The sequence below is a fragment of the Micromonospora sp. NPDC049139 genome (assembly GCF_055586845.1).
In genome coordinates this window covers 37,651-58,351 of record NZ_JBVJHK010000004.1, presented here as the reverse complement: position 1 = coordinate 58,351, position 20,701 = coordinate 37,651, and the positions used below count along the sequence as shown (strand labels likewise).

General features: G+C 73.1%; 20 protein-coding genes and 1 tRNA gene. 5 read left to right on the top strand and 16 right to left on the bottom strand.

Annotated elements, in window-relative coordinates; all coding sequences use genetic code 11:
* Positions 1-27 precede the first annotated feature (27 nt).
* Both trpS and ACZ6Q9_RS09400 read right to left on the bottom strand, forming a co-directional pair.
* Positions 28-1,053: a tryptophan--tRNA ligase gene (gene trpS / locus ACZ6Q9_RS09405; RefSeq protein WP_350712060.1), complete on the bottom strand. Its 1,026-nt coding sequence runs from the start codon at positions 1,051-1,053 to the stop codon at positions 28-30.
* Positions 1,054-1,086: 33 nt separating this feature from the next.
* Complete coding sequence (locus ACZ6Q9_RS09400; RefSeq protein ID WP_393258361.1) at positions 1,087-2,112, bottom strand: hemolysin family protein; 1,026 nt, start codon at positions 2,110-2,112, stop codon at positions 1,087-1,089.
* Between the two features lie 135 nt (positions 2,113-2,247).
* Here ACZ6Q9_RS09400 and galE point away from each other — a divergent pair, with 135 nt between their 5' ends.
* From galE to ACZ6Q9_RS09385, 3 genes are all read left to right on the top strand, one after another.
* Positions 2,248-3,270, top strand: a complete 1,023-nt coding sequence (galE, locus tag ACZ6Q9_RS09395) for a UDP-glucose 4-epimerase GalE (RefSeq protein WP_393258358.1) — start codon at positions 2,248-2,250, stop codon at positions 3,268-3,270.
* The gene (gene galK / locus ACZ6Q9_RS09390; protein WP_396829035.1) at positions 3,267-4,427 is read left to right on the top strand and encodes a galactokinase; all 1,161 of its coding nucleotides are present in this window, start codon (positions 3,267-3,269) and stop codon (positions 4,425-4,427) included. The genes galE and galK overlap by 4 nt, the downstream gene beginning before the upstream one ends.
* 119 nt (positions 4,428-4,546) lie before the next feature.
* The gene (locus ACZ6Q9_RS09385; protein WP_396829036.1) at positions 4,547-5,761 is read left to right on the top strand and encodes a tetratricopeptide repeat protein; all 1,215 of its coding nucleotides are present in this window, start codon (positions 4,547-4,549) and stop codon (positions 5,759-5,761) included.
* Between the two features lie 3 nt (positions 5,762-5,764).
* Here the strand turns inward: ACZ6Q9_RS09385 and cysN are convergent, their stop codons facing one another.
* The 9 genes from cysN to ACZ6Q9_RS09340 form a co-directional block, all read right to left on the bottom strand.
* Positions 5,765-7,069 carry a sulfate adenylyltransferase subunit CysN gene (cysN, locus tag ACZ6Q9_RS09380; protein WP_393258350.1) on the bottom strand — a complete coding sequence of 435 codons (1,305 nt, stop codon included), beginning with the start codon at positions 7,067-7,069 and terminating at the stop codon, positions 5,765-5,767.
* Positions 7,069-7,980, bottom strand: a complete 912-nt coding sequence (gene cysD, locus ACZ6Q9_RS09375) for a sulfate adenylyltransferase subunit CysD (RefSeq protein ID WP_357694153.1) — start codon at positions 7,978-7,980, stop codon at positions 7,069-7,071. The genes cysN and cysD overlap by 1 nt, the downstream gene beginning before the upstream one ends.
* An 80-nt stretch (positions 7,981-8,060) precedes the next feature.
* On the bottom strand, positions 8,061-8,894 hold the full coding sequence (locus tag ACZ6Q9_RS09370) for an inositol monophosphatase family protein (protein WP_393258348.1): 834 nt from the start codon (positions 8,892-8,894) through the stop codon (positions 8,061-8,063).
* A gap of 111 nt (positions 8,895-9,005) precedes the next feature.
* Entirely contained in the window at positions 9,006-9,596 is a 591-nt protein-coding gene (gene pth, locus ACZ6Q9_RS09365) for an aminoacyl-tRNA hydrolase (RefSeq protein ID WP_393258346.1), read from the bottom strand.
* Between the two features lie 105 nt (positions 9,597-9,701).
* A complete protein-coding gene (locus tag ACZ6Q9_RS09360) occupies positions 9,702-10,391 on the bottom strand; it encodes a 50S ribosomal protein L25/general stress protein Ctc (protein ID WP_357694148.1) in 690 nt (229 codons plus the stop codon).
* Positions 10,392-10,688: 297 nt separating this feature from the next.
* Positions 10,689-11,669 (bottom strand): ribose-phosphate diphosphokinase, encoded by a 981-nt coding sequence (locus ACZ6Q9_RS09355; RefSeq protein WP_357694146.1) that lies wholly within the window; start codon positions 11,667-11,669, stop codon positions 10,689-10,691.
* Between the two features lie 57 nt (positions 11,670-11,726).
* Positions 11,727-13,313 carry a bifunctional UDP-N-acetylglucosamine diphosphorylase/glucosamine-1-phosphate N-acetyltransferase GlmU gene (glmU, locus tag ACZ6Q9_RS09350; RefSeq protein ID WP_466021397.1) on the bottom strand — a complete coding sequence of 529 codons (1,587 nt, stop codon included), beginning with the start codon at positions 13,311-13,313 and terminating at the stop codon, positions 11,727-11,729.
* Positions 13,314-13,376: 63 nt separating this feature from the next.
* Positions 13,377-13,448: transfer RNA gene (locus ACZ6Q9_RS09345), tRNA-Gln, on the bottom strand.
* Positions 13,449-13,472: 24 nt separating this feature from the next.
* Positions 13,473-14,321, bottom strand: a complete 849-nt coding sequence (locus ACZ6Q9_RS09340) for a helix-turn-helix domain-containing protein (protein ID WP_393452900.1) — start codon at positions 14,319-14,321, stop codon at positions 13,473-13,475.
* Positions 14,322-14,454: 133 nt separating this feature from the next.
* Between ACZ6Q9_RS09340 and ACZ6Q9_RS09335 the strand changes: the two genes are divergently transcribed.
* Together ACZ6Q9_RS09335 and ACZ6Q9_RS09330 are read left to right on the top strand one after the other, a co-directional pair.
* Entirely contained in the window at positions 14,455-15,414 is a 960-nt protein-coding gene (locus ACZ6Q9_RS09335; protein ID WP_393452903.1) for an acyl-CoA desaturase, read from the top strand.
* A 223-nt stretch (positions 15,415-15,637) separates the two neighbouring features.
* Complete coding sequence (locus tag ACZ6Q9_RS09330) at positions 15,638-16,321, top strand: TetR family transcriptional regulator (RefSeq protein WP_393259194.1); 684 nt, start codon at positions 15,638-15,640, stop codon at positions 16,319-16,321.
* An 11-nt stretch (positions 16,322-16,332) separates the two neighbouring features.
* On the opposite strand, the gene ACZ6Q9_RS09325 is transcribed toward ACZ6Q9_RS09330, so the two are convergent.
* The 5 genes from ACZ6Q9_RS09325 to ACZ6Q9_RS09305 form a co-directional block, all read right to left on the bottom strand.
* Positions 16,333-16,809 (bottom strand): DUF4383 domain-containing protein, encoded by a 477-nt coding sequence (locus ACZ6Q9_RS09325; RefSeq protein WP_357694138.1) that lies wholly within the window; start codon positions 16,807-16,809, stop codon positions 16,333-16,335.
* 248 nt (positions 16,810-17,057) lie between these two features.
* Positions 17,058-17,513 (bottom strand): DUF4383 domain-containing protein, encoded by a 456-nt coding sequence (locus ACZ6Q9_RS09320; protein WP_393452906.1) that lies wholly within the window; start codon positions 17,511-17,513, stop codon positions 17,058-17,060.
* A 114-nt stretch (positions 17,514-17,627) separates the two neighbouring features.
* Positions 17,628-19,433 carry an ABC-F family ATP-binding cassette domain-containing protein gene (locus ACZ6Q9_RS09315; RefSeq protein WP_393452909.1) on the bottom strand — a complete coding sequence of 602 codons (1,806 nt, stop codon included), beginning with the start codon at positions 19,431-19,433 and terminating at the stop codon, positions 17,628-17,630.
* A 172-nt stretch (positions 19,434-19,605) separates the two neighbouring features.
* On the bottom strand, positions 19,606-20,562 hold the full coding sequence (locus ACZ6Q9_RS09310; protein WP_396829038.1) for a 4-(cytidine 5'-diphospho)-2-C-methyl-D-erythritol kinase: 957 nt from the start codon (positions 20,560-20,562) through the stop codon (positions 19,606-19,608).
* The gene (locus ACZ6Q9_RS09305; protein ID WP_350701394.1) at positions 20,559-20,699 is read right to left on the bottom strand and encodes a hypothetical protein; all 141 of its coding nucleotides are present in this window, start codon (positions 20,697-20,699) and stop codon (positions 20,559-20,561) included. The genes ACZ6Q9_RS09310 and ACZ6Q9_RS09305 overlap by 4 nt, the downstream gene beginning before the upstream one ends.
* Positions 20,700-20,701 lie beyond the last annotated feature (2 nt).

The window sequence follows — 20,701 nt, the reverse complement described above, 5'->3', positions numbered from 1 at the left end:
TCTACCCTCACCCGTCGCGCCGCGGCGCTACTCGCCGCGCACCGGCGGGAAGAAACCCACCCGCTCGTACGCGGCCCGCAGCGTCGCCGCGGCGACCACGCGGGCCTTCTCCGCGCCGGCGGCGAGCAGCTTGTCCAGCTGCGCCGGGTCGTCGAGGTAGGTCCGGGTGCGCTCCTGGATCGGCGTGACGAACTCCCGCACCACCTCGGCGAGGTCCTTCTTCAGGTCGCCGTAGCCCTTGCCGGCGTACGCGGCCACCAGGTCGTCGATGCTCCGCCCGGTCAGGGCGGAGTAGATGGTGAGCAGGTTGGAGACGCCCGGCTTGGTCTCGGCGTCGAAGACGATCTCCCGGCCGGTGTCGGTAACCGCCGAGCGGATCTTCTTGGCCGAGCGGGCCGGGTCCTCCAGCAGGTCGATGATGCCGGCGGGCGAGGACGACGACTTCGACATCTTCGCCGTCGGGTCCTGCAGGTCGGTGATCTTCGCGGTGTCCTTGACGATGTGCGGCGCGGGCACGGTGAAGGTCTGCCCGAACAGCGAGTTGAACCGCTGGGCCAGGTCGCGGGAGAGCTCCAGGTGCTGGCGCTGGTCCTCGCCCACCGGCACGGCGTGGGCCTGGTAGAGCAGGATGTCGGCGGCCTGGAGGATCGGGTAGGTGAACAGGCCGACGCTGGCCCGCTCGCCGCCCTGCTTCTGCGACTTGTCCTTGAACTGGGTCATCCGGCTCGCCTCGCCGAACCCGGTGATGCAGCCCAGGACCCAGGCGAGCATCGGGTGCTCGGGCACCTGCGACTGCACGAACAGCGTGCTGCGCTCCGGGTCGAGGCCCACGGCGAACAACTGCGCGGCGGCCAGCCGGGAACGCTGCGTGAGCACCTTCGGGTCGTGGCCGGCGGTGATCGCGTGCAGGTCGACCACGCAGTAGTAGGCGTCGTGGGTGTCCTGCAGGGCCACCCAGTGCCGCACCGCGCCCAGGTAGTTGCCGAGGTGGAACGAGTCGGCCGTCGGCTGGATGCCGGAGAAGACGCGGGGGCGGGCGGGAACGTCGGACATGCCGGCAATTCTGTCAGCAACGCCTGGCGTACGTCATGACGGGCCGGCGGGTCGGCTCGGACCCACCGGCGCCGGAGCGGTGACCTCGCGCCGGGGTTCCGGCACGCGCACGGCGGAGACGGTGAGCCGGGCCACGCGGCGACCCTCCAGCGTGTGTACCCGCAGCAGCCAGCCGCCGGGCGGGTCGTCGGCTGCCGGGCCGCCGGCGCCGGCCGGGCCGCCGGCCACCGGCACCTCGTCGCCGGCGACCGGGAGCCGGCCGAGCGCCGCCATCACGAAGCCGCCCACCGTCTCGTACGGCCCCGGGGGCAGGGTCACCCCGGTGCGCTCGGCGAAGTCGGCGAGGTTGAGCCGGCCGTCCACCACGGCGGGCAGGCCGGCGTGCACCGGGTCGGGGGCGGTGTCGTACTCGTCGTGGATCTCCCCGATCAGCTCCTCGATCAGGTCCTCGAGGGTGACGATGCCGGCGGTGCCGCCGTACTCGTCGACCACCACGGCGAGGTGGTGGCGCTCCCGGCGCATCTCGCTGAGCGCGGCGAGCACCCGCTTGCTGCCGGGCAGCCGCTTCACCTCCCGGGTCAGCTCGCCGACGGTGGTGCAGGGGTCGAGGTCGGGGCGCAGCAGCACGTCGCGCAGGTGCACGAAGCCGACCACGTCGTCGTGGGTGCCGTCGACGACCGGGTAGCGGGTGTGCGTCTCGGCCCGGACCAGCCGCTCCGCCTCGGCGATGGTCAGCCGGGCGGAGAGGAAGACCACCTCGGTGCGGGGCATCATCACCTCGCGGACCAGGCTCGCGCCGGCGACCAGCACCTCGTCGATGATCCGGCGCTCGACCGGGTCGAGCAGGGTGTTGGCGGCGACCAGGTCACGCAGCTCCGCCTCGCTGATCCGCTCCCGACCGGCCGCGGGGCTGGCGCCGAGCAGGGCCGTCACCGCGCGGGTGGCGCCGTCGGCGGCGCGGACCACGATCCGGGCGACGGCCCGGGCCAGCGGGCCCGGCTCGCGGCGCGGTCGCGTCCGGGCGCGTCGACGCGGCCCGGGACCATCCGCTTCCCGCATGACAGTGATGGTAGACAGCGCCGGGCCGCCGGGGGCTTCATGTTCACCTCCGTTCGAACATGGGAGGTTGTGGTGGAATGGCGGGGCGTCGACGGAGCGCGGAAGCACGGCGACCGGCCGTAGGGTGATCACGACATGGCCGCGACGCGGACGGCCGGGCGGGAGGAGACCGACGTGAAACTGCTCGTCACCGGCGGCGCCGGCTTCATCGGCAGCGTGGTGACCCGGATGCTGCTCGACGCCGGCCACCAGGTGGTCGTCCTCGACGACCTGCGCACCGGCCACCGGGAGGCGCTCGCCCCCGACGCCACCCACGTCGACGCCGGCCTCCACGACGCCGCGCGGGTGCTCACCCCGGAGGCGGGCTTCGACGGGGTGCTGCACTTCGCCGCCCTCATCGCCGCCGGCGAGTCGATGGTGAAGCCGGAGCTCTACTGGCACACCAACACCGTCGGCTCGCTCGCCCTGATCGACGCCGTCCGGGCCGCACGCGTGCCCCGGCTGGTCTTCTCCTCCACCGCCGCCGTCTACGGCAACCCCACCGAGCTGCCGATCCCGGAGAGCGCGGTCAAGGCCCCCACCAACACCTACGGAGCCACCAAGCTCGCCGTCGACATGGCGCTCACCTCCGAGGCGGTCGCGCACGGCCTGGCCGCCGTGTCGCTGCGCTACTTCAACGTGGCCGGGGCGCACCTCGACGGCGACGTCGCGCTCGGCGAGCGGCACGACCCGGAGACCCACCTGATCCCGATCGCGCTGGAGGTGGCCGCCGGGCGCCGGGAGAAGCTCCAGCTCTTCGGCGACGACTACCCCACCGTCGACGGCACCTGCGTGCGCGACTACATCCACGTCGCCGACCTGGCCCGCGCCCACCTGCTCGCGCTCGACGCGGCGACCGCCGGCCAGCACCGGATCTACAACCTGGGCAACGGCAACGGCTTCACCAACCGCCAGGTCGTCGACGTGGTCCGCGAGGTCACCGGGCACCCGGTGCCCGTCGAGGTGGCCCCGCGCCGCGAGGGCGACCCCGCCGAGCTGGTCGCCTCGTCCGCGCTGGCCCGCGAGGAGCTGGGTTGGGTGCCGCAGAAGCCGACCCTGCACGACATGGTGGGCGACGCCTGGGCCTTCTACCGCACCCACCTCGTGGCGCCGCGGTGACCGACGACGTCGCGGCGCGCGCCGCCGCCGGCTTCCGTTCGGCGTACGCCGAGCCGCCCGCCGGCCGCTGGGCGGCGCCCGGCCGGGCCAACCTGATCGGCGAGCACACCGACTACAACGACGGCTTCGTGCTGCCCTTCGCCCTGCCGCTGCGCACGGTCGTCGCCGCCGCGCCGCAGCCCGGCGAGTGCTGGACGGTCTGGTCCGAGCTGTCCGGCGAGACGATCGCCTTCGACGCCGACGAGGTCGCCGGGCCGGGCCGGGTCACCGGCTGGGGCGCGTACGTGGCCGGGGTGGTCTGGGCGCTGCGGGAGGCGGGGCACGCCGTGCCCGGCGCCCGGCTGGCGATCGCCTCCGACGTGCCGCTGGGCTCGGGGCTCTCCTCCTCGGCGGCGCTGGAGGCCGCCGTGCTGGCCGCCCTGGTCGACCTGGGCGGGCTGGACCTGCCCGCCGACCGGCAGCCCCGGCTGGCCCAGCGCGCCGAGAACGGCTACGTCGGCGCGCCGACCGGGATCATGGACCAGTCGGCGGTGATCCGCTGCCGCGCCGGGCACGCGCTCTTCCTGGACTGCCGCGACGAGTCCGTCGAGCACATCCCGTTCGACCTGGACGCGGCCGGCCTAGCCGTGCTGGTGGTCGACAGCCGGGCCCCGCACCGGCACGCCGACGGCGAGTACGCCGCCCGCCGCAGGTCCTGCGAGGCGGCGGCCGGGCTGCTCGGCGTCGCGGCGCTGCGGGACGTACCCACCGACGGGCTGGCCGACGCGCTGGCCCGGCTCGACGACGCCGAGACCCGCCGCCGGGTGCGGCACGTGGTGACCGAGGACCAGCGGGTGCTCGACACCGTCGCCCTGCTGCGCGCCGGCAAGGTACGCGAGATCGGCCCGCTGCTGACCGCCTCGCACGCCTCGATGCGCGACGACTTCGAGATCACGGTGCCGGAGGTCGACACGGCGGTCGAGGCGGCCCTGTCGGCCGGTGCCCTGGGGGCACGGATGACCGGCGGCGGCTTCGGCGGCTGCGTCCTCGCCCTGGTCGACGCGGAGCGCGCCGACACGGTCGCCGCCGCCGTCACGACCGCGTACGCCGAACGCGGCTTCGCCGCGCCCGGCCACGTCACCGTCCTGCCCGGGGCGGGAGCGACCCGGCTGGACTGACTGCGCGGCTCGACCATCCGGTCAGGACGGTCGGTAGGGTGTGGCATCGACCGGATCGTGCCGGAACGCCGCCGCCGAACTTCATCGGGGTGCTCAGGCTGTCACCCACGGGAGGCGACGTGAGCGATGCCGGAACGGTCGCGCAGGAGCGCGCCCAGGCGCTGAGCCGCGTCGGACGGCACGCCGAGGCGGCTCAGGTGCTGCGCGGCGCGCTGGCCGAGCAACCCCAGCACGCCGGGTTGCTGCTCCACCTGGCCCGCTGTCACCGGTCGACTGGCCAGCTGGCGGAGGCCATGCGCCTGGTGGACCAGGCCCTCGGCGTCGCCCGCGCCCAAGAGCACCTGCTCGCGGAGAAGGCCCGGATCCTGCTGGCGGCCGGGCACCCCGGCCACGCGGCGGCCGCCGCCCGACGCGCCCTGGAGTTGGCGCCGCGGTCCTGGGAGGCCCACGCGCTGCTCGCGGAGGCACTGCTGACCCTCGGCAACCCCACCCGCGTCGTGGTCGCCCGCCGGCACGCCGACACCGCGCGGGAGATCCGCCACGACATCCCCGACATCCACCTGCTGGACGCCCGGATCCACCTGCGGATGGGCCGGCTCCGGGCGGCCCGGGAGGCCTGCCGGCAGGCCCTCGTCCTGGACCCGGCGTACGAGCCGGCCCTGGCCCTGCTGGCGCGGATGGACGCGTCGCGGGACCGGGTCGGCCGGGCCGCCCGGGGGTTCACCGACGCCCTGGCCGCCAACCCGCACGCGCGGGGGGCCGCCGCGGCGCACGAGGCCGTCGCGGTGGCCCTGTGCTGGCGCCTGTTCGACGCGGCGGCGCTGGCCGGCATCGGCCACTGGGCGCTCTTCGCGCTGGTCGACGGCGGGCGGGCCGGGCGGCTCGCCGCCGCCCTGGCGCTCCTGGCGGTCGTCGCCGGGTCGGCCCTGCCGGTGTGGCGGCGGCAGCCGCCGGCGCTCCGCCTCCAACTGCGCCGCCAGCTCGGCTCGACGTCCGTCCTGCTCTGCCTGGCGCTCACCGCGACGGCACTCGGCGGGCTGGTGGTCAGCGGCCTCGCCCCGGCGAGGGACACCCCTGCCGGCGGGCTGGCCGCGCTGCTGATGATGCCGGCCGGCGCTGTCTTCGCCTTCCGCGCCTGGCGGCAGCTCACGCGCCGGGCCGTCCCGGTGGTCCGCTGGATCGGCTATCGGATCTGGACGCGCCTCGTGGCCCGCGCGACCGCGCGGGCCACGGTCGCCGGCACGGCCAGCCCGACGGAGGGCACGGCCGACCCGGCGGCCGGCGTGGTCAGCGCGGCGGACGACGGGCGGGCGTCGGCGCCCGCCCGCCGATGAGGCTCACTGCGCCTCGACGATCATCCCCGCGCCGACCGTACGGTTGGTGGTCTCGTCGATGATGACGAACCCGCCGGTGGTGCGGTTGCGCCGGTACTCGTCCGCGAGCAGCGGCACGGTGGTGCGCAGCCGCACCCGGCCGATCTCGTTGAGCCTCAGCTCGCCGGCCGAGTCGTCCCGGTGCAGCGAGTTGATGTCCAGCCGGTAGTGCAGGCCGCGCACGATGGCCCGCGCCGAGCGGGTCGTGTGCTTGACGGCGTACCTGCCGCCGACCTGGAGCGGGCGGGTCTCGTCCAGCCAGCAGACCATCGCCTCGATGTCCTGGGCCACCGCCGGGGCGTTGTTCGGCCGGCAGATCATGTCGCCCCGCGAAATGTCGATCTCGTCCTCGAGGCGTACGGTCACCGACATCGGCGGGAACGCCTCCGCGACCGGCCCGTCGGCGGTCTCCACGGCGGAGATCCGGCTGGTGAAGCCGGACGGCAGCACCATCACCTCGTCACCCGGCTTGAGCACGCCGGAGGCGACCTGACCGGCGTAGCCCCGGTAGTCGGTCACGGTGGTGGACTGCGGCCGGATCACGTACTGCACGGGGAACCGGACGTCGACCAGGTTGCGGTCGCTGGCGATGTGCACCCGCTCCAGGTGGTGCAGCAGCGACGGCCCCTCGTACCAGGGCATGTTCTCCGACCGGCTGACGATGTTGTCGCCCTTGAGCGCGGAGATCGGCACCACGGTCAGGTCGGGGGCGTCGAGCTTCGCGGCGAACGCCGTGAACTCGTCCGCGATCCGCTCGAAGACCTCCTGCGAGTAGTCGACCAGGTCCATCTTGTTGACGCAGAGGACCAGGTGCGGCACCCGCAGCAGCGAGCAGAGGAACGCGTGCCGGCGGGACTGCTCGACCAGGCCCTTGCGGGCGTCCACCAGGATCAGCGCCAGGTCGGCCGTCGACGCCCCGGTGACCATGTTGCGGGTGTACTGGATGTGCCCGGGGGTGTCGGCGATGATGAACTTCCGCCGCGGCGTGGCGAAGTAGCGGTACGCCACGTCGATGGTGATGCCCTGCTCCCGCTCGGCCCGCAGTCCGTCGGTGAGCAGCGCCAGGTTGGTGTACTCGTCGCCCCGCGCCGCGCTGACCGCCTCCACGGCGGCGAGCTGGTCGGTGAAGAGCGACTTGGTGTCGTACAGCAGTCGCCCGATCAGGGTCGACTTGCCGTCGTCCACGCTGCCGGCGGTCGCGAAGCGCAGCAGGTCCATGGGGCGACCGGCCGTCTCGGTGGTCGCCTGCGCGACGGTCTCGGTGGTCATCAGAAGTAGCCCTCCCGCTTGCGGTCCTCCATGGCGGCCTCGCTGACCCGGTCGTCGCCGCGGGTCGCGCCACGCTCGGTGATCCGGGTGGCGGCGACCTCCTCGATGACCTTCTCCACGGTGTCGGCGTCGGAGCGGACGGCCGCGGTGCAGGACGCGTCGCCCACCGTCCGGTAGCGCACCCGCGCCTTGAACCGCTCCTCGCCCGCCCGGGGGCGGAAGAACTCATTGACCGCGTAGAGCATCCCGTCCCGCTCGATCACCTCGCGCTCGTGCGCGTAGTAGATCGACGGCAGGGCGATCCGCTCGCGGGCGATGTAGTGCCACACGTCCAGCTCGGTCCAGTTGGACAGCGGGAAGACCCGGATCGACTCGCCCGGGTGGTGGCGGCCGTTGTAGAGCGCCCACAGCTCGGGACGCTGGTTCTTCGGGTCCCACTGGCCGAACTCGTCGCGGAAGCTGAACACCCGCTCCTTGGCGCGGGCCTTCTCCTCGTCGCGGCGGGCGCCGCCGAAGAGCGCGTCGAAGCGGTGCTTCTCCACCGCCTCCAGCAGCACCGGGGTCTGGATCCGGTTGCGCATCCCGTCGGCCGACTCGCGGACCAGGCCGCTGGCCAGGGCCTCCGGCACGCTCGCCACCACCAGTTGCAGCCCCAGCTCCGCGACCCGCTGGTCCCGGTATTCGAGGACCTCCGGGAAGTTGTGGCCGGTGTCCACGTGCATCACCGGGAACGGGATGTTGGCCGGGGCGAACGCCTTCTGGGCCAGCCGGAGCATGACGATCGAGTCCTTGCCGCCGGAGAAGAGCAGCACCGGCCGCTCCATCTCGGCGACCACCTCGCGCATCACGAAGATGCTCTCGGCCTCCAGCGCGTCGAGGTGGGACACCTGGTAGGCGGCGGGGGCGGTCATGACACGGGCTCGCTTCGGTCGAATCCGCTCATCTGATTCCAGACCTTTCCGGTCGGGTATGCCAAGAAGTGCCGCTCAGGCTACCCGGAATGACGCTGCAGCGCTGCAAGCAACCGACTGGCGAGATCCTTGCGACAGACCAGCAGGTCCGGCAGACGCGGATCCGCCTCGTTGTATTTCAGCGCAGAACCGTCGATCCGGGAAGCGTGCAGTCCGGTGGCCGTCGCCACAGCCACCGGCGCCGCCGAATCCCACTCGTACTGCCCGCCCGCGTGGATGTAGGCGTCCACCTCACCGGTCACCACCGCGGCGATCTTCGCCCCGGCCGAGCCCATCGGCACCAGGTGCGCCCCGACGTCCTCCGCCAGGTCGGTCAGGAACACCGGCGGCCGGCTCCGGCTCGCCGCCAGGCGGATCGTCCGCCCGCCGGGCGCGGTCGCCGCCTCCACCATCATCGGCGGGTACGCCGGCGGATAGTCGGTGCCCAGCAACCGCTGCTGCGCCGGCAGCGCGACCGCGCCCGCGACCAGGCCGTGCGGCGTCGGCGCGGCCCGCGACCAGAGCGCCACATGCACCGCCCAGTCCGAACGCCCCTCCTCGGCGAACTCCCGGGTGCCGTCCAGCGGGTCGACGATCCACACCCGGTCGGCGGTCAGCCGGGACACCGCCCCGGCGTTCACCTCCGCCGCCCAGGCCAGCCGCGACCCCTCGTCCTCCTCGGAGAGGACCGCGTCGCCCGGCCGCCACTTCGCCAACTCGGTGCGGATCAGGTCGTGCGAGACCTTGTCGCCCGCGGCCTTCAACGCCCCCGCGTCGGCGAAACCCATCTCGGACCGCAGGCGGACCAGCGCCACACTGGCCCGCGCCGCCAGCCACCGGGCGAACGCGCCGTCGATCATCGGAGGACTGCCCATGATTCCCGCTCCCGTCGCCTCGCCACGCTCCGCGCCGGCACGCCGAGCCGCGTCGCCGGTGCGCCACGCCGAAAGGCGAAGACTACCGGCTCACCGCGGGCGATCCGGCGCTCACACCCCGTGGTAGAGATTCTGCGTCGGCTCCACGCCCCTGGTGATCACCGACTCCACCACGTCCGCCGCCCGGTCCACCAGGAACTCCAGTTCCTTACGCTCGGCCGCACTGAAATCCGACAGTACGTAGTCCGCCGGATCCTGCCGTCCCGGCGGCCGGCCGATGCCGAACCGCACCCGGACGTACTCCTTCGTGCCCAGCGACTTCGACATCGACCGCAGGCCGTTGTGCCCGCCCTCGCCGCCGCCGCACTTCACCCGCACCTGGCCGTAGCCGATGTCCAGCTCGTCGTGCACGGCGATCACCTGGCCAGGCGGCACCTTGTGGAACTGGGCCAGGCCGGCCACCGGCCCGCCGGAGAGGTTCATGTAGGTCAGCGGCTTGACCAGCACCAGCTTCGGCCCACCGAGCCCGAGCCGCCCCTCGGCGACCTCCGCCACCGCCCGCTTGTGCCGGCCGAACCTCGCGCCGAGCCGACCCGCCAGCAGGTCGGCCACCATGAAGCCGACGTTGTGCCGGTTGCCGGCGTACTCCCGACCGGGGTTGCCCAGGCCGACCACCAGCCACGGCCCCGCCTCGTCCGTCACGCCCCGCCCCTCCCGCTGCTCACCCTCACCCACCTGCCCGGGCACCGATACGCCGACAGGCGCCCCCGACCGCGCGGGGACGCCTGTGGCAACGATGCGGACCGATCAGGCCTCGGTCTTCGCCTCGGCGGTCTCCTCGCCCTCGGCGGCCGGAGCCTCGGCGCCCTCGGCGGTCTCCTCGCCGACCTCGGCCTCGGCCTCCTCGGCGGCCTCCTCGACCTCGGGGAGGGTGGCCTCGAGCTGCTCGGCGGTCGGCGCGGCGGTCACGGCGGCGACCGGCAGCTCCGGGTCGGCGACCAGCTCGACGCCGGCCGGCAGCTCCACGTCACCGGCGGTGATCTGGGTGCCCGCCTCCAGGCCCTCGATCGACGCCTCCAGATGGTCCGGCACCTTGGTGGCGTCGGCGGTCACCGAGAGGGTGTCGTGGTCGTGCACGATCAGCGTGTCCTTCGCGGCCTCACCGGTCAGCTGGACCGGGACCTCGACGGTGACCTTCTCGCCCCGGCGGACCAGCAGCAGGTCCACGTGCTCGAAGGTGTCCTTGATCGGGTCACGCTGGATCGCCTTCGGCAGCGCCAGCACCTGGGTGCCGTCGCTGACCTCGATCGCGAAGAGCTGGTTGGCGCCGCCCTTGCGGATCGCGGCCGCGAACTCACGGGCCGGCAGCGCGATGTGCTTGGGCTTCTCGCCGTGGCCGTACAGCACGGCGGGCACCTTGCCGGCCCGGCGGGTACGACGGGCACCACCCTTGCCGAACTCGGTACGGGGCTCGGCGCTGATCTTTACCTCGGACACGGGGAAACTCCTGATGCTTCGCTGCGGCGGCTTGTCGACTGGCGGTGCTGGGGCGAGGGGCTCGCTGGGGCTCATGCGTCGAGAACGACTGCCCGGAGCACCGCGTCGATGACGGTGCCTCCGTGCGGCGCTTGTCAGCGGCCCGCCGGGCACCCTCGCCGTGGCAACCGCACCAGTCTACCCGAGCTGATTCCGCGCTTTCCGGCAGTCCCCATATCACCGTTCCCGCCGGCCCGCAGGGCGACGCGGACGCCGGGCCGGGGCACCGCCCCCGCCCGGCTCACGCGCGTCGGGTGGTCAGCTCAGGCCACCGAAGAGGGTGGTCACCGAGCCGTCGTCGAACACCTCGCGGATCGCCCGCGCCAGCAGCGGCGCGATCGACAGCACGGTGAGCTTGTCGAGCTGCTTCTCCGGCGGCAGCGGCAGCGTGTTGGTCACCACGACCTCGCTGATCGGGCTGTTCTTCAGCCGCTCGGTCGCCGGGTCGGAGAGCAGGGCGTGGGTGGAGGCGACGATCACGTCGGCGGCGCCGGACTCCCGGAGGATGTCCGCCGCCTTGCAGATCGTGCCGCCCGTGTCGATCATGTCGTCGACGATCAGGCAGACCCGCCCCTCGACCTCGCCGACCACGCGGTTCGCCACCACCTGGTTCGGCTTCAACGGGTCCCGGGTCTTGTGGATGAAGGCCAGCGGGCAGCCGCCCAACCGGTCGGTCCACCGCTCCGCCACCCGCACCCGGCCCGAGTCCGGCGCGACCACCGTCATCGGGCGGCCCGCGTACTTGTGCTGGACGTACTCGGCCAGGATGTCCATCGCGAACAGGTGGTCGACCGGGCCGTCGAAGAAGCCCTGGATCTGCGCGGTGTGCAGGTCGACGGTGAGGATGCGGTTGGCCCCGGCCGTCTTCAACAGGTCGGCGATCAGACGCGCCGAGATCGGCTCCCGGCCGCGATGCTTCTTGTCCTGCCGGGCGTACGGGTAGAACGGCAGGACCACGGTGATCCGCTTGGCCGAACCGCGCTTCAGCGCGTCGATCATGATCAGGGTCTCCATGACCCAGGTGTTGACCCCGTGCGTCACGGACTGCACCACGAAGGCGTCCGAACCACGCACCGAGTCCTTGAACCGTACGAAGATCTCGCCGTTGGCGAACTCGTACGCGTCGGCCGGCGTCGGCGCGACGCCGAGCACCTCACCGATCTCCTTGGCCAACTCCGGAAAGCCACGTCCGGAAAAAAGCATCAGGCTCTTGCGGTTTTCGGCGACGATGCTGCCCATGGGCCCGTCTGCTCCCGTTGGTCGGTGGTACCCGGCACGGTGGTGGTGGGCCGGGGACTATTCGGTTGCAGTATCCCCCGCGCCGGACGCCGGGTTGACCGCCTCGGCATCCCCGTGGATTGCCTCACCTTCACTTGCCCCGAAAGCGCGCGCCGACGCATCCTCGTCGGCCCGACCAGCACCGCCGGCCCGCTGTGCCGCCTCGGCGGAGACCGTGCCGGCCCGCTTGCGGGCCACCCAACCGTCGATGCTGCGCTGCGGCGCCCGGGTCACCCCGAGCGCGCCGGGCGGCACGTCCTGGGTGATCGCGCTGCCCGCCGCCACGTACGCCCCCGCGCCCACCTCGACCGGCGCGATCAGGCTGGTGTCGCAGCCGATGAAGGCAGCCTCGCCGACCGTCGTGCGGTGCTTGTTCACCCCGTCGTAGTTCACGAAGATCGTCGCCGCGCCGATGTTGGCCTTCGCGCCGATCGTCGCGTCCCCCACGTACGACAGGTGCGGCACCTTGGCGCCCGCGCCCACCTCGGAGTTCTTCACCTCGACGAACGTGCCCACCTTGGCCTTCTCCGCCAGCCGGGCGTCCGGCCGCAGGTACGCGTACGGCCCGACGGTGGCGCCCGGACCGACCTCGGCGCCCACCGCGTGGCTGCGCAGCACGGTGGCGCCCGGGCCGACCACGGTGTCGATCAGCGTCACGTCCGGCCCCACGACCGCGCCGGTGCCGACCACCGTGCCGCCGCGCAGCTGGGTGTTCTGGTCGACCACCGCGTCCCGGTCCAGGGCGACCGTCACGTCGATCCACGTGGTGTCCGGGTCGAGCAGGCTGACCCCGGTCCGCATCCAGGCCTCGTTGACCCGGTCGCGCAGCAGGCGGCGCAGCACGGCCAACTCGACCCGGTCGTTGCAGCCCAGCGTCTCGACATGGTCGGCAGCGACGTGCACCGCCACCGGCTCGCCGGCCGAGACCAGCAGGCCGAAGACGTCCGTCAGGTACTCCTCGCCCTGGTCGTTGTCGGTCGACAGCTTGCCGAGCGCGTCGCGCAGCCGGGCCGCGTCGAACGCGTAGATGCCGGCGTTGATCTCCCGGATCGCGCGCTGCGCCGGGGTGGCGTCCCGCTCCTCGACGATCTGCTCCAGCCGCCCGTCGGCGTCCCGCACGATCCGGCCCAGGCCGGTCGGGTCGGGCACCTCCGCGGCGAGCACGGTCGCCGCCGCGCCCGCGCCCTCGTGCGCCTCGACGAGCGCGGCCACCGTCTCCGGGCGGAGCAGCGGCACGTCGCCGTTGATCACGACCACGGTGCCCGTCGCGTCCGGCGCGGCGTCCAGGGCGATCCGGACGGCGTGCCCGGTGCCGAGCTGCTCGGCCTGGAGCACCGGCGTGGCCTGGGGGGCGATCTCCGCCAGGTGCGCGCGGACCTGGTCGGCGCCGTGACCCACCACGACCACCGTGCGGTCGGCGGCCAGTGGCGCGGCCGCGGCGAGCACGTGGCCGACGAGGGTACGACCGAGCAGCGGGTGCAGCACCTTGGGCAGCGCCGACTTCATCCGCTTGCCCTCCCCGGCGGCGAGCACGACAACGGTGCGGAGGTGGGGCTGGGACACGACGCGGGCTCCCGTCGGGACGGCGGACACTCTCGCGGCCATGCTAACCAGACAGTGGGCCGGCGTCTGGCACGGCCGCACGAATGCCGGTAGATGCGGTTTGAGCTGGGGTGCCTGGATTCGAACCAGGAGCTCAAGGCTCCAAAGGCCTGCGGGTTGCCGTTACCCCACACCCCATTGAATGTCAAGCTGCACGAGCCGTCAATTTCTGTTGCTACCGCCCGCGATCCGGAACAGCTCGGCGATCATACCTTCGATCCGCCAGTAGAGCTCGCGACTGCGCGGCACCGTGATCACCAGACAGCCACGATAGTCATCACCGACGTTGCGGCGCACCGTCGCCGCCTTGTGTTTCTTGAGACTGGCGGGCTGGAAGCGCTCGACCGGCAGATCGAGTTCCCGCGCCCACCAGGTCACGGCAGCCTCGGCGTCGGCCGTCTCGTGGATGCTGACGCGATAGCCGGGGACGTCTCGGCCGACCCCGCACACCTCAAGGAAGCGCAGGAAGAGCACGAGCAGGCCCGGATCGCTGTTGACGAACTGGAGGCGGTCGTCCCGCCGCCACGGCTTCGACTTGGTCCCCTCGCACCAGTAGATCGCCGCGCCGAGGAGGAGCAGATCCCGTTCGCCGAGGGACCCCACCACGCCCGCCGCCCGCCCCCGCTCCGCGGCCTGGGCGGCGTCCCGGGCCTCGCGGTGCGCCGCCCATCGCGCCTCGGTCATCAGCGCCGAATGCGCCCGCCGCCGCTCGGCGACCGCCTCGTCCGCGTCCAGCGGCAGGTGCCTGACCCACTGGTACGCGGTGGACTTGGCCACGCCGAGCTGCCGGGCGATGTCATTGACCGACCGCCCCTCGGCGCGCAGCTCCGCGGCCGCGGACCTGAGGTCGTCCTTGGCGCGCGGCCGGCGTGTCCGCTCCGGCGGCGGGACGCCCCGGAGCAACTCGTGCACCCGGTCACGGCCAAGGCCGGTGCGCGCCCGGATCTCGCGGACGGAGAGCTGCTCGACGGTACGCAGCCGACGCACCTCGGCGGCGAGCGAATCTGTCACGAGCAGCACGTTAGAACGTGCGTACGACACTGCTGGGCATTCATGCCCGACGCTGTCCGCTGCGCTCGCCGGGAACCTAAGTTACGGTGACGTAGGCGTAACTTCGTGATCTCCCGTCCCTCTGCGAGGTGCCATGTCCACCACACTCCTCGAGCCCGCCGCCAGCGGCCCCAAACCCCTTACCCAGGGCAGCCAGTCCCGAGGCATCCTCGTCGCCCTCTGGGCGTTCGTGGTGGTCCCCTTCCTGGCCCTCGTCGCCGCCGTACCGGTCGCCTGGGGCGGCTGGCTGAGCTGGACCGACGTGGCCGTGGCCGCGGTCTGGTACGTGATCTCGGGGCTGGGCATCACCGTCGGCTACCACCGGTACTTCACGCACGGCTCGTTCAAGGCGAGGCGGTGGCTGCGGGTGGCGCTGGCGGTCTCGGGCTCGCTGGCGGTGCAGGGCGAGATCATCCAGTGGGTGGCCGACCACCGGCGCCATCACGCCTTCTCCGACCTCGACGGCGACCCGCACTCGCCGTGGCGGTTCGGGGAGAGCGTCCGTGGCCTGGTCAAGGGCCTGTTCCACGCGCACGTCGGCTGGCTCTTCGGCCGGGAGTTGTCCAACCGGAAGCGGTTCGCCCCGGACCTGCTCGCCGACCGCGACATCAACCGGGTGGACCGGCTCTTCCCGCTGCTGGTGACCGTCTCGGTGCTGGGGCCCGCGCTGATGGGCGGCCTGCTCACCTGGTCGTGGCAGGGCGCGCTGACCGCCCTCTTCTGGGGCGGCCTCGTCCGCATCGCGCTGCTGCACCACGTGACCTGGTCGATCAACTCGGTGTGCCACGTCTACGGGGAGCGGCCGTTCGCGATGCGCCAGGGCGACCGGGCGTCGAACTTCTGGCCGCTGGCGATCCTGTCGCTCGGCGAGAGCTGGCACAACCTGCACCACGCCGACCCGACCAGCGCCCGACACGGCGTGCTGCGGGGTCAGGTGGACATCTCGGCGCGGGTGATCTGGTTGTTCGAGAAGGTCGGCGCGGCCTGGGACGTGCGGTGGCCGAAGCCCGAACGCATCGCGGCGAAGCTCGTCAAGCCGGTCAGCGAGCGGTAAACCGGGCGGTGCCGACGAAGGCTACCTGGCAGTATGGCCGGGTGACCGAGCACAGCGGGGGCAACGACGGACGGCCCGGCACCATGGGAGCCGGGCCCGGCGGGGATACGGTCGGGCGGCGTAGCGCCACCCGACCGGCCGCCGGTGGGGCGACCAGATGAGCCAGCACACCGGCGGCACCATCCCACGACAGGGCGTCACCGAGCGCCAGCGGAGTGACGACATGGCGGATGCCCCTGGCAGCGACGGCAGCACCGGCCGGCGGCGAGCGGGTCCCGCCGGCAAGCCCTCCTCACGGGTACGCATGTCGGCCGCCCAGCGCCGCGAGCAGTTGATCTCGATCGCCCGGCAGATCTTCGCCGAGCGCGGTTTCGACGCCACCTCGATAGAGGAGGTGGCGGCCCGCGCGAAGGTCTCCAAGCCGGTGGTCTACGAGCACTTCGGCGGCAAGGAGGGGCTCTACGCGGTGGTGGTGGACCGGGAGGTCCGGGCCCTGCTGGACCGGATCACCACGGCCCTGACCGCCGGCCACCCGCGGGAGCTGCTGGAGCAGGCGGCGATGGCCCTGCTGACGTACATCGAGGAGGAGACCAGCGGCTTCCGGGTGCTGGTGCGCGAGTCTCCGGTGCTGTCGGCGACGGGCAACTTCAGCAGCGTGATGAACGACGTGGCGCACCAGGTGGAGCACATCCTGGGCGCGGAGTTCTCCGGCCGCGGGTACGACCCGAAGCTGGCCGAGCTCTACTCGCAGGCGCTGGTGGGCATGGTGGCGCTGACGGGCCGCTGGTGGCTGGAGGTGCGCAAGCCGCGGAAGGAGACGGTGGCGGCGCACCTGGTCAACCTGGCCTGGAACGGGCTGTCGCACCTGGAGGCCAAGCCGGGCCTGATCACGGTGCGGGGGCGCTGAGTCCGCCGCGGTCAGCGGGTGTGCGCCTCGGAGACGGGGTGGTGGCGGTGACGCCGCTCCTCCGCGGCGTGCTCGTCGGTGCCGACCTTGTCGTACAGGCCGGTGCCGAGCAGGAGGAGGCCGAAGAACATCGACACGATGACGGTGGACATCGAGAAGTTGAGGAAGTTGGCCTCGGTCTGGAGCACGGCCATCATGAGGATGCTGGTCACCAGGAAGACGACTCCGGCGGTCAGGTTCATGTAGTGGCCGAGGTTGCCGCGCCGGGAGGCGCCGATGATCAGCACGATTCCGAAGATCACCGAGACCAGCGAGAACGCCAGGTTGGTGCGGAGCCCGAGGACCCAGGTGTCGCCCCGGTCGAAGAGTGGTTCGCCCAGCGTCTGGACGGTGCCCCAGACCCCGAAGACCAGGATGTAGAGCCCGACCAGCCCGGCGAGGACCCGGTAGATCGGCCGCGCCGGGTGGTTTACCGGAAAGTGGACCATGACCCCTCCGCCCGAGTAGTGACAATCACCCGATTGTCACCCGGACAGAAGGCCGATGTCCGTCAAAACGCCCGAAGGCCTCGCCCGGCGGAGGCAAACCAAAAGGTCCCACCCCCACCGGGCCGCAGGGCCGGGCTGGAGCGGGACCCTGACAGGTTTCGCCGGAGCCCGACCGGCGGAGGGATCAGGCCTGACCGCCCGGAGCGGGTCGGGCTCCGGCGACAACCCGGAGAGCAACCAGCGACGACTCAGAGCACGAGGCGGGCCTTCTGCCAGGCCTCCTGCTCCTCGTCGGTGCCGACCTTGCCGTACATGCCGGCCGTCAGCAGGACCAGGCTGACCACCATCAGCACGATGACGGTGATGATGCTGAAGTTGAAGATGTTGGCCTCGGTCTGGATGAAGGCGAGACCGGCGAGGCTGATCACCATGATGGTGTACGCCAGCCACTGGTTGATCATGACGTCGATGTTGCGACCGATCACGGTGCCGGCCAGCACCGCCGCCCCGAGCAGGGCGGTGAGCAGCGAGAAGCCGAGGTTCGTGCCCTGGCCGAGGACCTGGGTGTCATCCTGGGCGAGGACCTCGTTGCCGGCGCTCGCGATGATGCCGAGCACGCCGAAGGCCACCAGGTACAGACCGGTCAGCCCGCCGATCGCCCGGTAGACCGGCCGCGCGGGGTGGTTGACGGGGGTGTGGGCCATGTCTGTGTCTCCAACGCCGTTCGGGTGAGGGGTCGCGGACGATTGTCCCGCACGTGGCGGTGTGACGCCGCACACGGGGGGCCTCCCGCGTGCGACGCCACGACGAGGGCCGGCTCAGATCGCCGGGATCTCGTCCGCCAGGGCCAGCCAGGTCTCCTCGGTCCGCTCCCGCTCGGCCCGCAGCTCCTTGAGTTGCGCGTCGAGTTCCGCGACCTTGGCGTAGTCGGTGGCGTGCGCGGCGAGCTGGTCGAGCAGGGCGGCCTCCTTCTGCTCCAGCTTGGCGATCTGCCGTTCCAGCCGGGCCAGTTCCTTGCGGGCCTGGCGTGCCTCGGCGGCGGACATGCCGACCTCGGCCGGCGCGTCGGAGCTGACCGCGGCGGCCGGCTCGGTCGGGGCCGGTCCGGGTCGGCCGGCGGCCCGGGCGAGATACTCGTCGACGCCACCGGGCAGGTGCACCAGCCGCCCGTCGCCGAACATCCCGTACGCGACGTCCGTGACCCGCTCGATGAGGTAGCGGTCGTGGCTGGCCACGACGATGGTGCCGGGCCAGGAGTCGAGCAGGTCCTCCAGCGCGGCGAGGGTGTCGGTGTCGAGGTCGTTGGTGGGCTCGTCGAACAGGAGCACGTTGGGCTCCCCGGCGAGCAGCCGGAGCATCTGCAACCGGCGGCGCTCGCCGCCGGAGAGGTCGCTGACCGGGGTCCATAGCCGCCGGTCGTCGAAGCCGAACACCTCGGCGAGCTGGGCGGCGGAGACCTCCCGGTCACCGAGTTGCACCCGGCGGGCGACCTCCTCGACGGCTTCGAGGACCCGCAGGTGACCGGGCAGCTCGGCCAGCTCCTGGGAGAGGAAGGCCGGCCGGACGGTCGAGCCCGTGGCGAGGCGCCCGCCGTCGGGGCGGGTGACACCGGCCAGCATCCGCAGCAGGGTGGTCTTGCCGGCGCCGTTGCGGCCGAGGATCGCGATGCGGTCGCCGGGCCCGACCTGCCAGGTGACGTCGCGCAGGATCTCCTTCGGGCCGGCGTGCAGGGTCACCTGCTCCAGGTCGTACACCTGCTTGCCGAGCCGGGCGGTGGCGAGCCGTTGCAGCGACATGGTGTCGCGCGGCGGCGGGACGTCGGCGATGAGCGCGTTGGCCGCATCGATGCGGAACCGCGGCTTGGAGGTGCGGGCGGGCGGGCCGCGGCGCAGCCACGCGATCTCCTTGCGGAGCAGGTTCTGCCGGCGGGCCTCGGTGGCCGCGGCGACCCGCTCGCGCTCCGCGCGGGCGAGGGTCCAGGCGGCGAAGCCGCCCTCGTACGCCCGGACGGTCTGGTCGGCGACCTCCCAGGTGGTGGTGCAGACGGCGTCGAGGAACCACCGGTCGTGGGTGACCACGACGAGCGCGCCCTTGCGGCCGACGAGGTGGCGGGCCAGCCAGTCGACGCCGCCGACGTCGAGGTGGTTGGTGGGCTCGTCGAGGATGAGCAGGTCGGACTCGCGGACCAGCAGCGCGGCCAGCGCCACGCGCCGCCGCTCGCCGCCGGACATCGGGCCGACCGGCTGGTCGAGCCCGAGATGGGGCATGCCGAGGCCGTCGAGGATGGCGCGGACGCCGGCGTCGCCGGCCCACTCGTGCTCGGCGCCCATGCTCTCGCCGAGCCAGGCCGTGCCGAGCACCACGTCCCGGACGGTGGCGTCGGGGGCGAGCGTCAGGCTCTGCGGCAGCCAGGCGACCCGCAGGTCACGGCGGTGGGTGACCCGCCCGTCGTCCGGTTCCTCCTGCTTGGTGAGCAGCCGCAGCAGGGTGGACTTGCCGGCGCCGTTGAGGCCGACCACGCCGATCCGGTCGGCGTCGTCGAGGCCGAGCGAGACGTCGGTGAGCAGCGGCCCGGCGGCGCCGTAGCCCTTGGACACCCGGTCCAGGTTGACGATGTTGGCCACGACCTCACCTCCCATGATCAAGGCGTCCCCGTGCCGGTCGGCACCTGGGACGCCTGAGCCTCCCAGGGTACGCGGGCGCCGGGGCCCGCCCCGGCCGGAGCCGGGCCCGCCGCGGGTCAACCGGCGGGGCGGCCGGCTTGTTCCAGGTCAGCGGGCGCCGGAGCGTCGGCGGTCAGACGATGCGGGCGCCGGCGACCGGGCCGTGGGCGGTCCGGGCCTCGCGGCACACCCCGGCCGACGCCAGCTCGGCGGCGATCCGCTCGGCGTCGGCGGCGTCCACGGCGAGGAAGACGCAGGTCGGCCCCGAGCCGGAGACGATGCCGGCGAGCGCGCCGGCCGCCTCGCCGGCCTTCAGCGTCGCCGCCAGCGACGGGCGCATGGCCAGGGCGGCATCCTGGAGGTCGTTGCCGAGGGTCGCGGCGAGCACCCGTGGGTCCCGCTGGCGCAGCGCCGCGAGCAGCGCGTCGGTGCTGCCCAGCGGCGCACCGGCGGTGCCGGCGTCGCGGAGCCGGTCCAGTTCGCGGTAGGCGGCCGGGGTGGAGAGGCCGCCGTCGGCGACGGCGACCACCCAGTGCCAGGACGTGGGGCGGGCCAGCACGGGGCTGACCGCCTCTCCCCGGCCGGTGCCGAGCGCCGTGCCGCCGTGGATCAGGAACGGCACGTCGGAGCCCAGGTCGGCGGCGATCCCGGCCAGCTCGTCGCGGGACAGCCCGGTGCCCCAGAGCGCGTCGCAGGCGACCAGTGCGGCGGCGGCGTCGGCGCTGCCCCCGGCCAGCCCGCCGGCCAGCGGGATCTGCTTGCGCAGGTGCAGCCGGGCGTGCGGCGTCACCCCGGCGTACCCGGCGAGGGCGTGGGCCGCCCGGATGACCAGGTTGGAGTCGTCCAGGGCCAGCTCGCCGGCGCCCTCGCCCTCCATGGTGAGGGTGAGCGTGTCGCCCCGGCGGGCGGTCAGCTCGTCGTGGATGGAGATGGCGTGGTAGACGGTGTTCAGCTCGTGGTAGCCGTCGCGGCGCAGCGGCCCCACCCCGAGATGCAGGTTGACCTTGGCGGGCACCCGGACCCGCACCGGTCCGCTGGCGCCGCGCCGCCGCTGCTCGTCCTCGTCGTCCGGTCCCCAGGCCTCGGTCACGGGGCGGTGTCCCGCAGGCGCAGGCGGATGTCGAACGGCTTCTCCACGATCAGCTCCTCGGCGGCGTCGGCGGCCGGCACGCACCGGCCGTCGACCAGGTCGTACGCGTACACGTGCGGATGGCCCGGGGCGGGCACGG

Coding starts and splice junctions, on each gene's coding strand:
- trpS (WP_350712060.1), bottom strand. CDS start 1,053: ATGTCCGACGTTCCCGCCCGCCCCCGCGTCTTCTCCGGCATCCAGCCG.
- ACZ6Q9_RS09400 (WP_393258361.1), bottom strand. CDS start 2,112: ATGCGGGAAGCGGATGGTCCCGGGCCGCGTCGACGCGCCCGGACGCGA.
- galE (WP_393258358.1), top strand. CDS start 2,248: ATGGCCGCGACGCGGACGGCCGGGCGGGAGGAGACCGACGTGAAACTG.
- cysN (WP_393258350.1), bottom strand. CDS start 7,069: ATGACCACCGAGACCGTCGCGCAGGCGACCACCGAGACGGCCGGTCGC.
- cysD (WP_357694153.1), bottom strand. CDS start 7,980: ATGACCGCCCCCGCCGCCTACCAGGTGTCCCACCTCGACGCGCTGGAG.
- ACZ6Q9_RS09370 (WP_393258348.1), bottom strand. CDS start 8,894: ATGGGCAGTCCTCCGATGATCGACGGCGCGTTCGCCCGGTGGCTGGCG.
- ACZ6Q9_RS09355 (WP_357694146.1), bottom strand. CDS start 11,669: ATGGGCAGCATCGTCGCCGAAAACCGCAAGAGCCTGATGCTTTTTTCC.
- glmU (WP_466021397.1), bottom strand. CDS start 13,313: ATGGCCGCGAGAGTGTCCGCCGTCCCGACGGGAGCCCGCGTCGTGTCC.
- ACZ6Q9_RS09335 (WP_393452903.1), top strand. CDS start 14,455: ATGTCCACCACACTCCTCGAGCCCGCCGCCAGCGGCCCCAAACCCCTT.
- ACZ6Q9_RS09330 (WP_393259194.1), top strand. CDS start 15,638: ATGGCGGATGCCCCTGGCAGCGACGGCAGCACCGGCCGGCGGCGAGCG.
- ACZ6Q9_RS09325 (WP_357694138.1), bottom strand. CDS start 16,809: ATGGTCCACTTTCCGGTAAACCACCCGGCGCGGCCGATCTACCGGGTC.
- ACZ6Q9_RS09320 (WP_393452906.1), bottom strand. CDS start 17,513: ATGGCCCACACCCCCGTCAACCACCCCGCGCGGCCGGTCTACCGGGCG.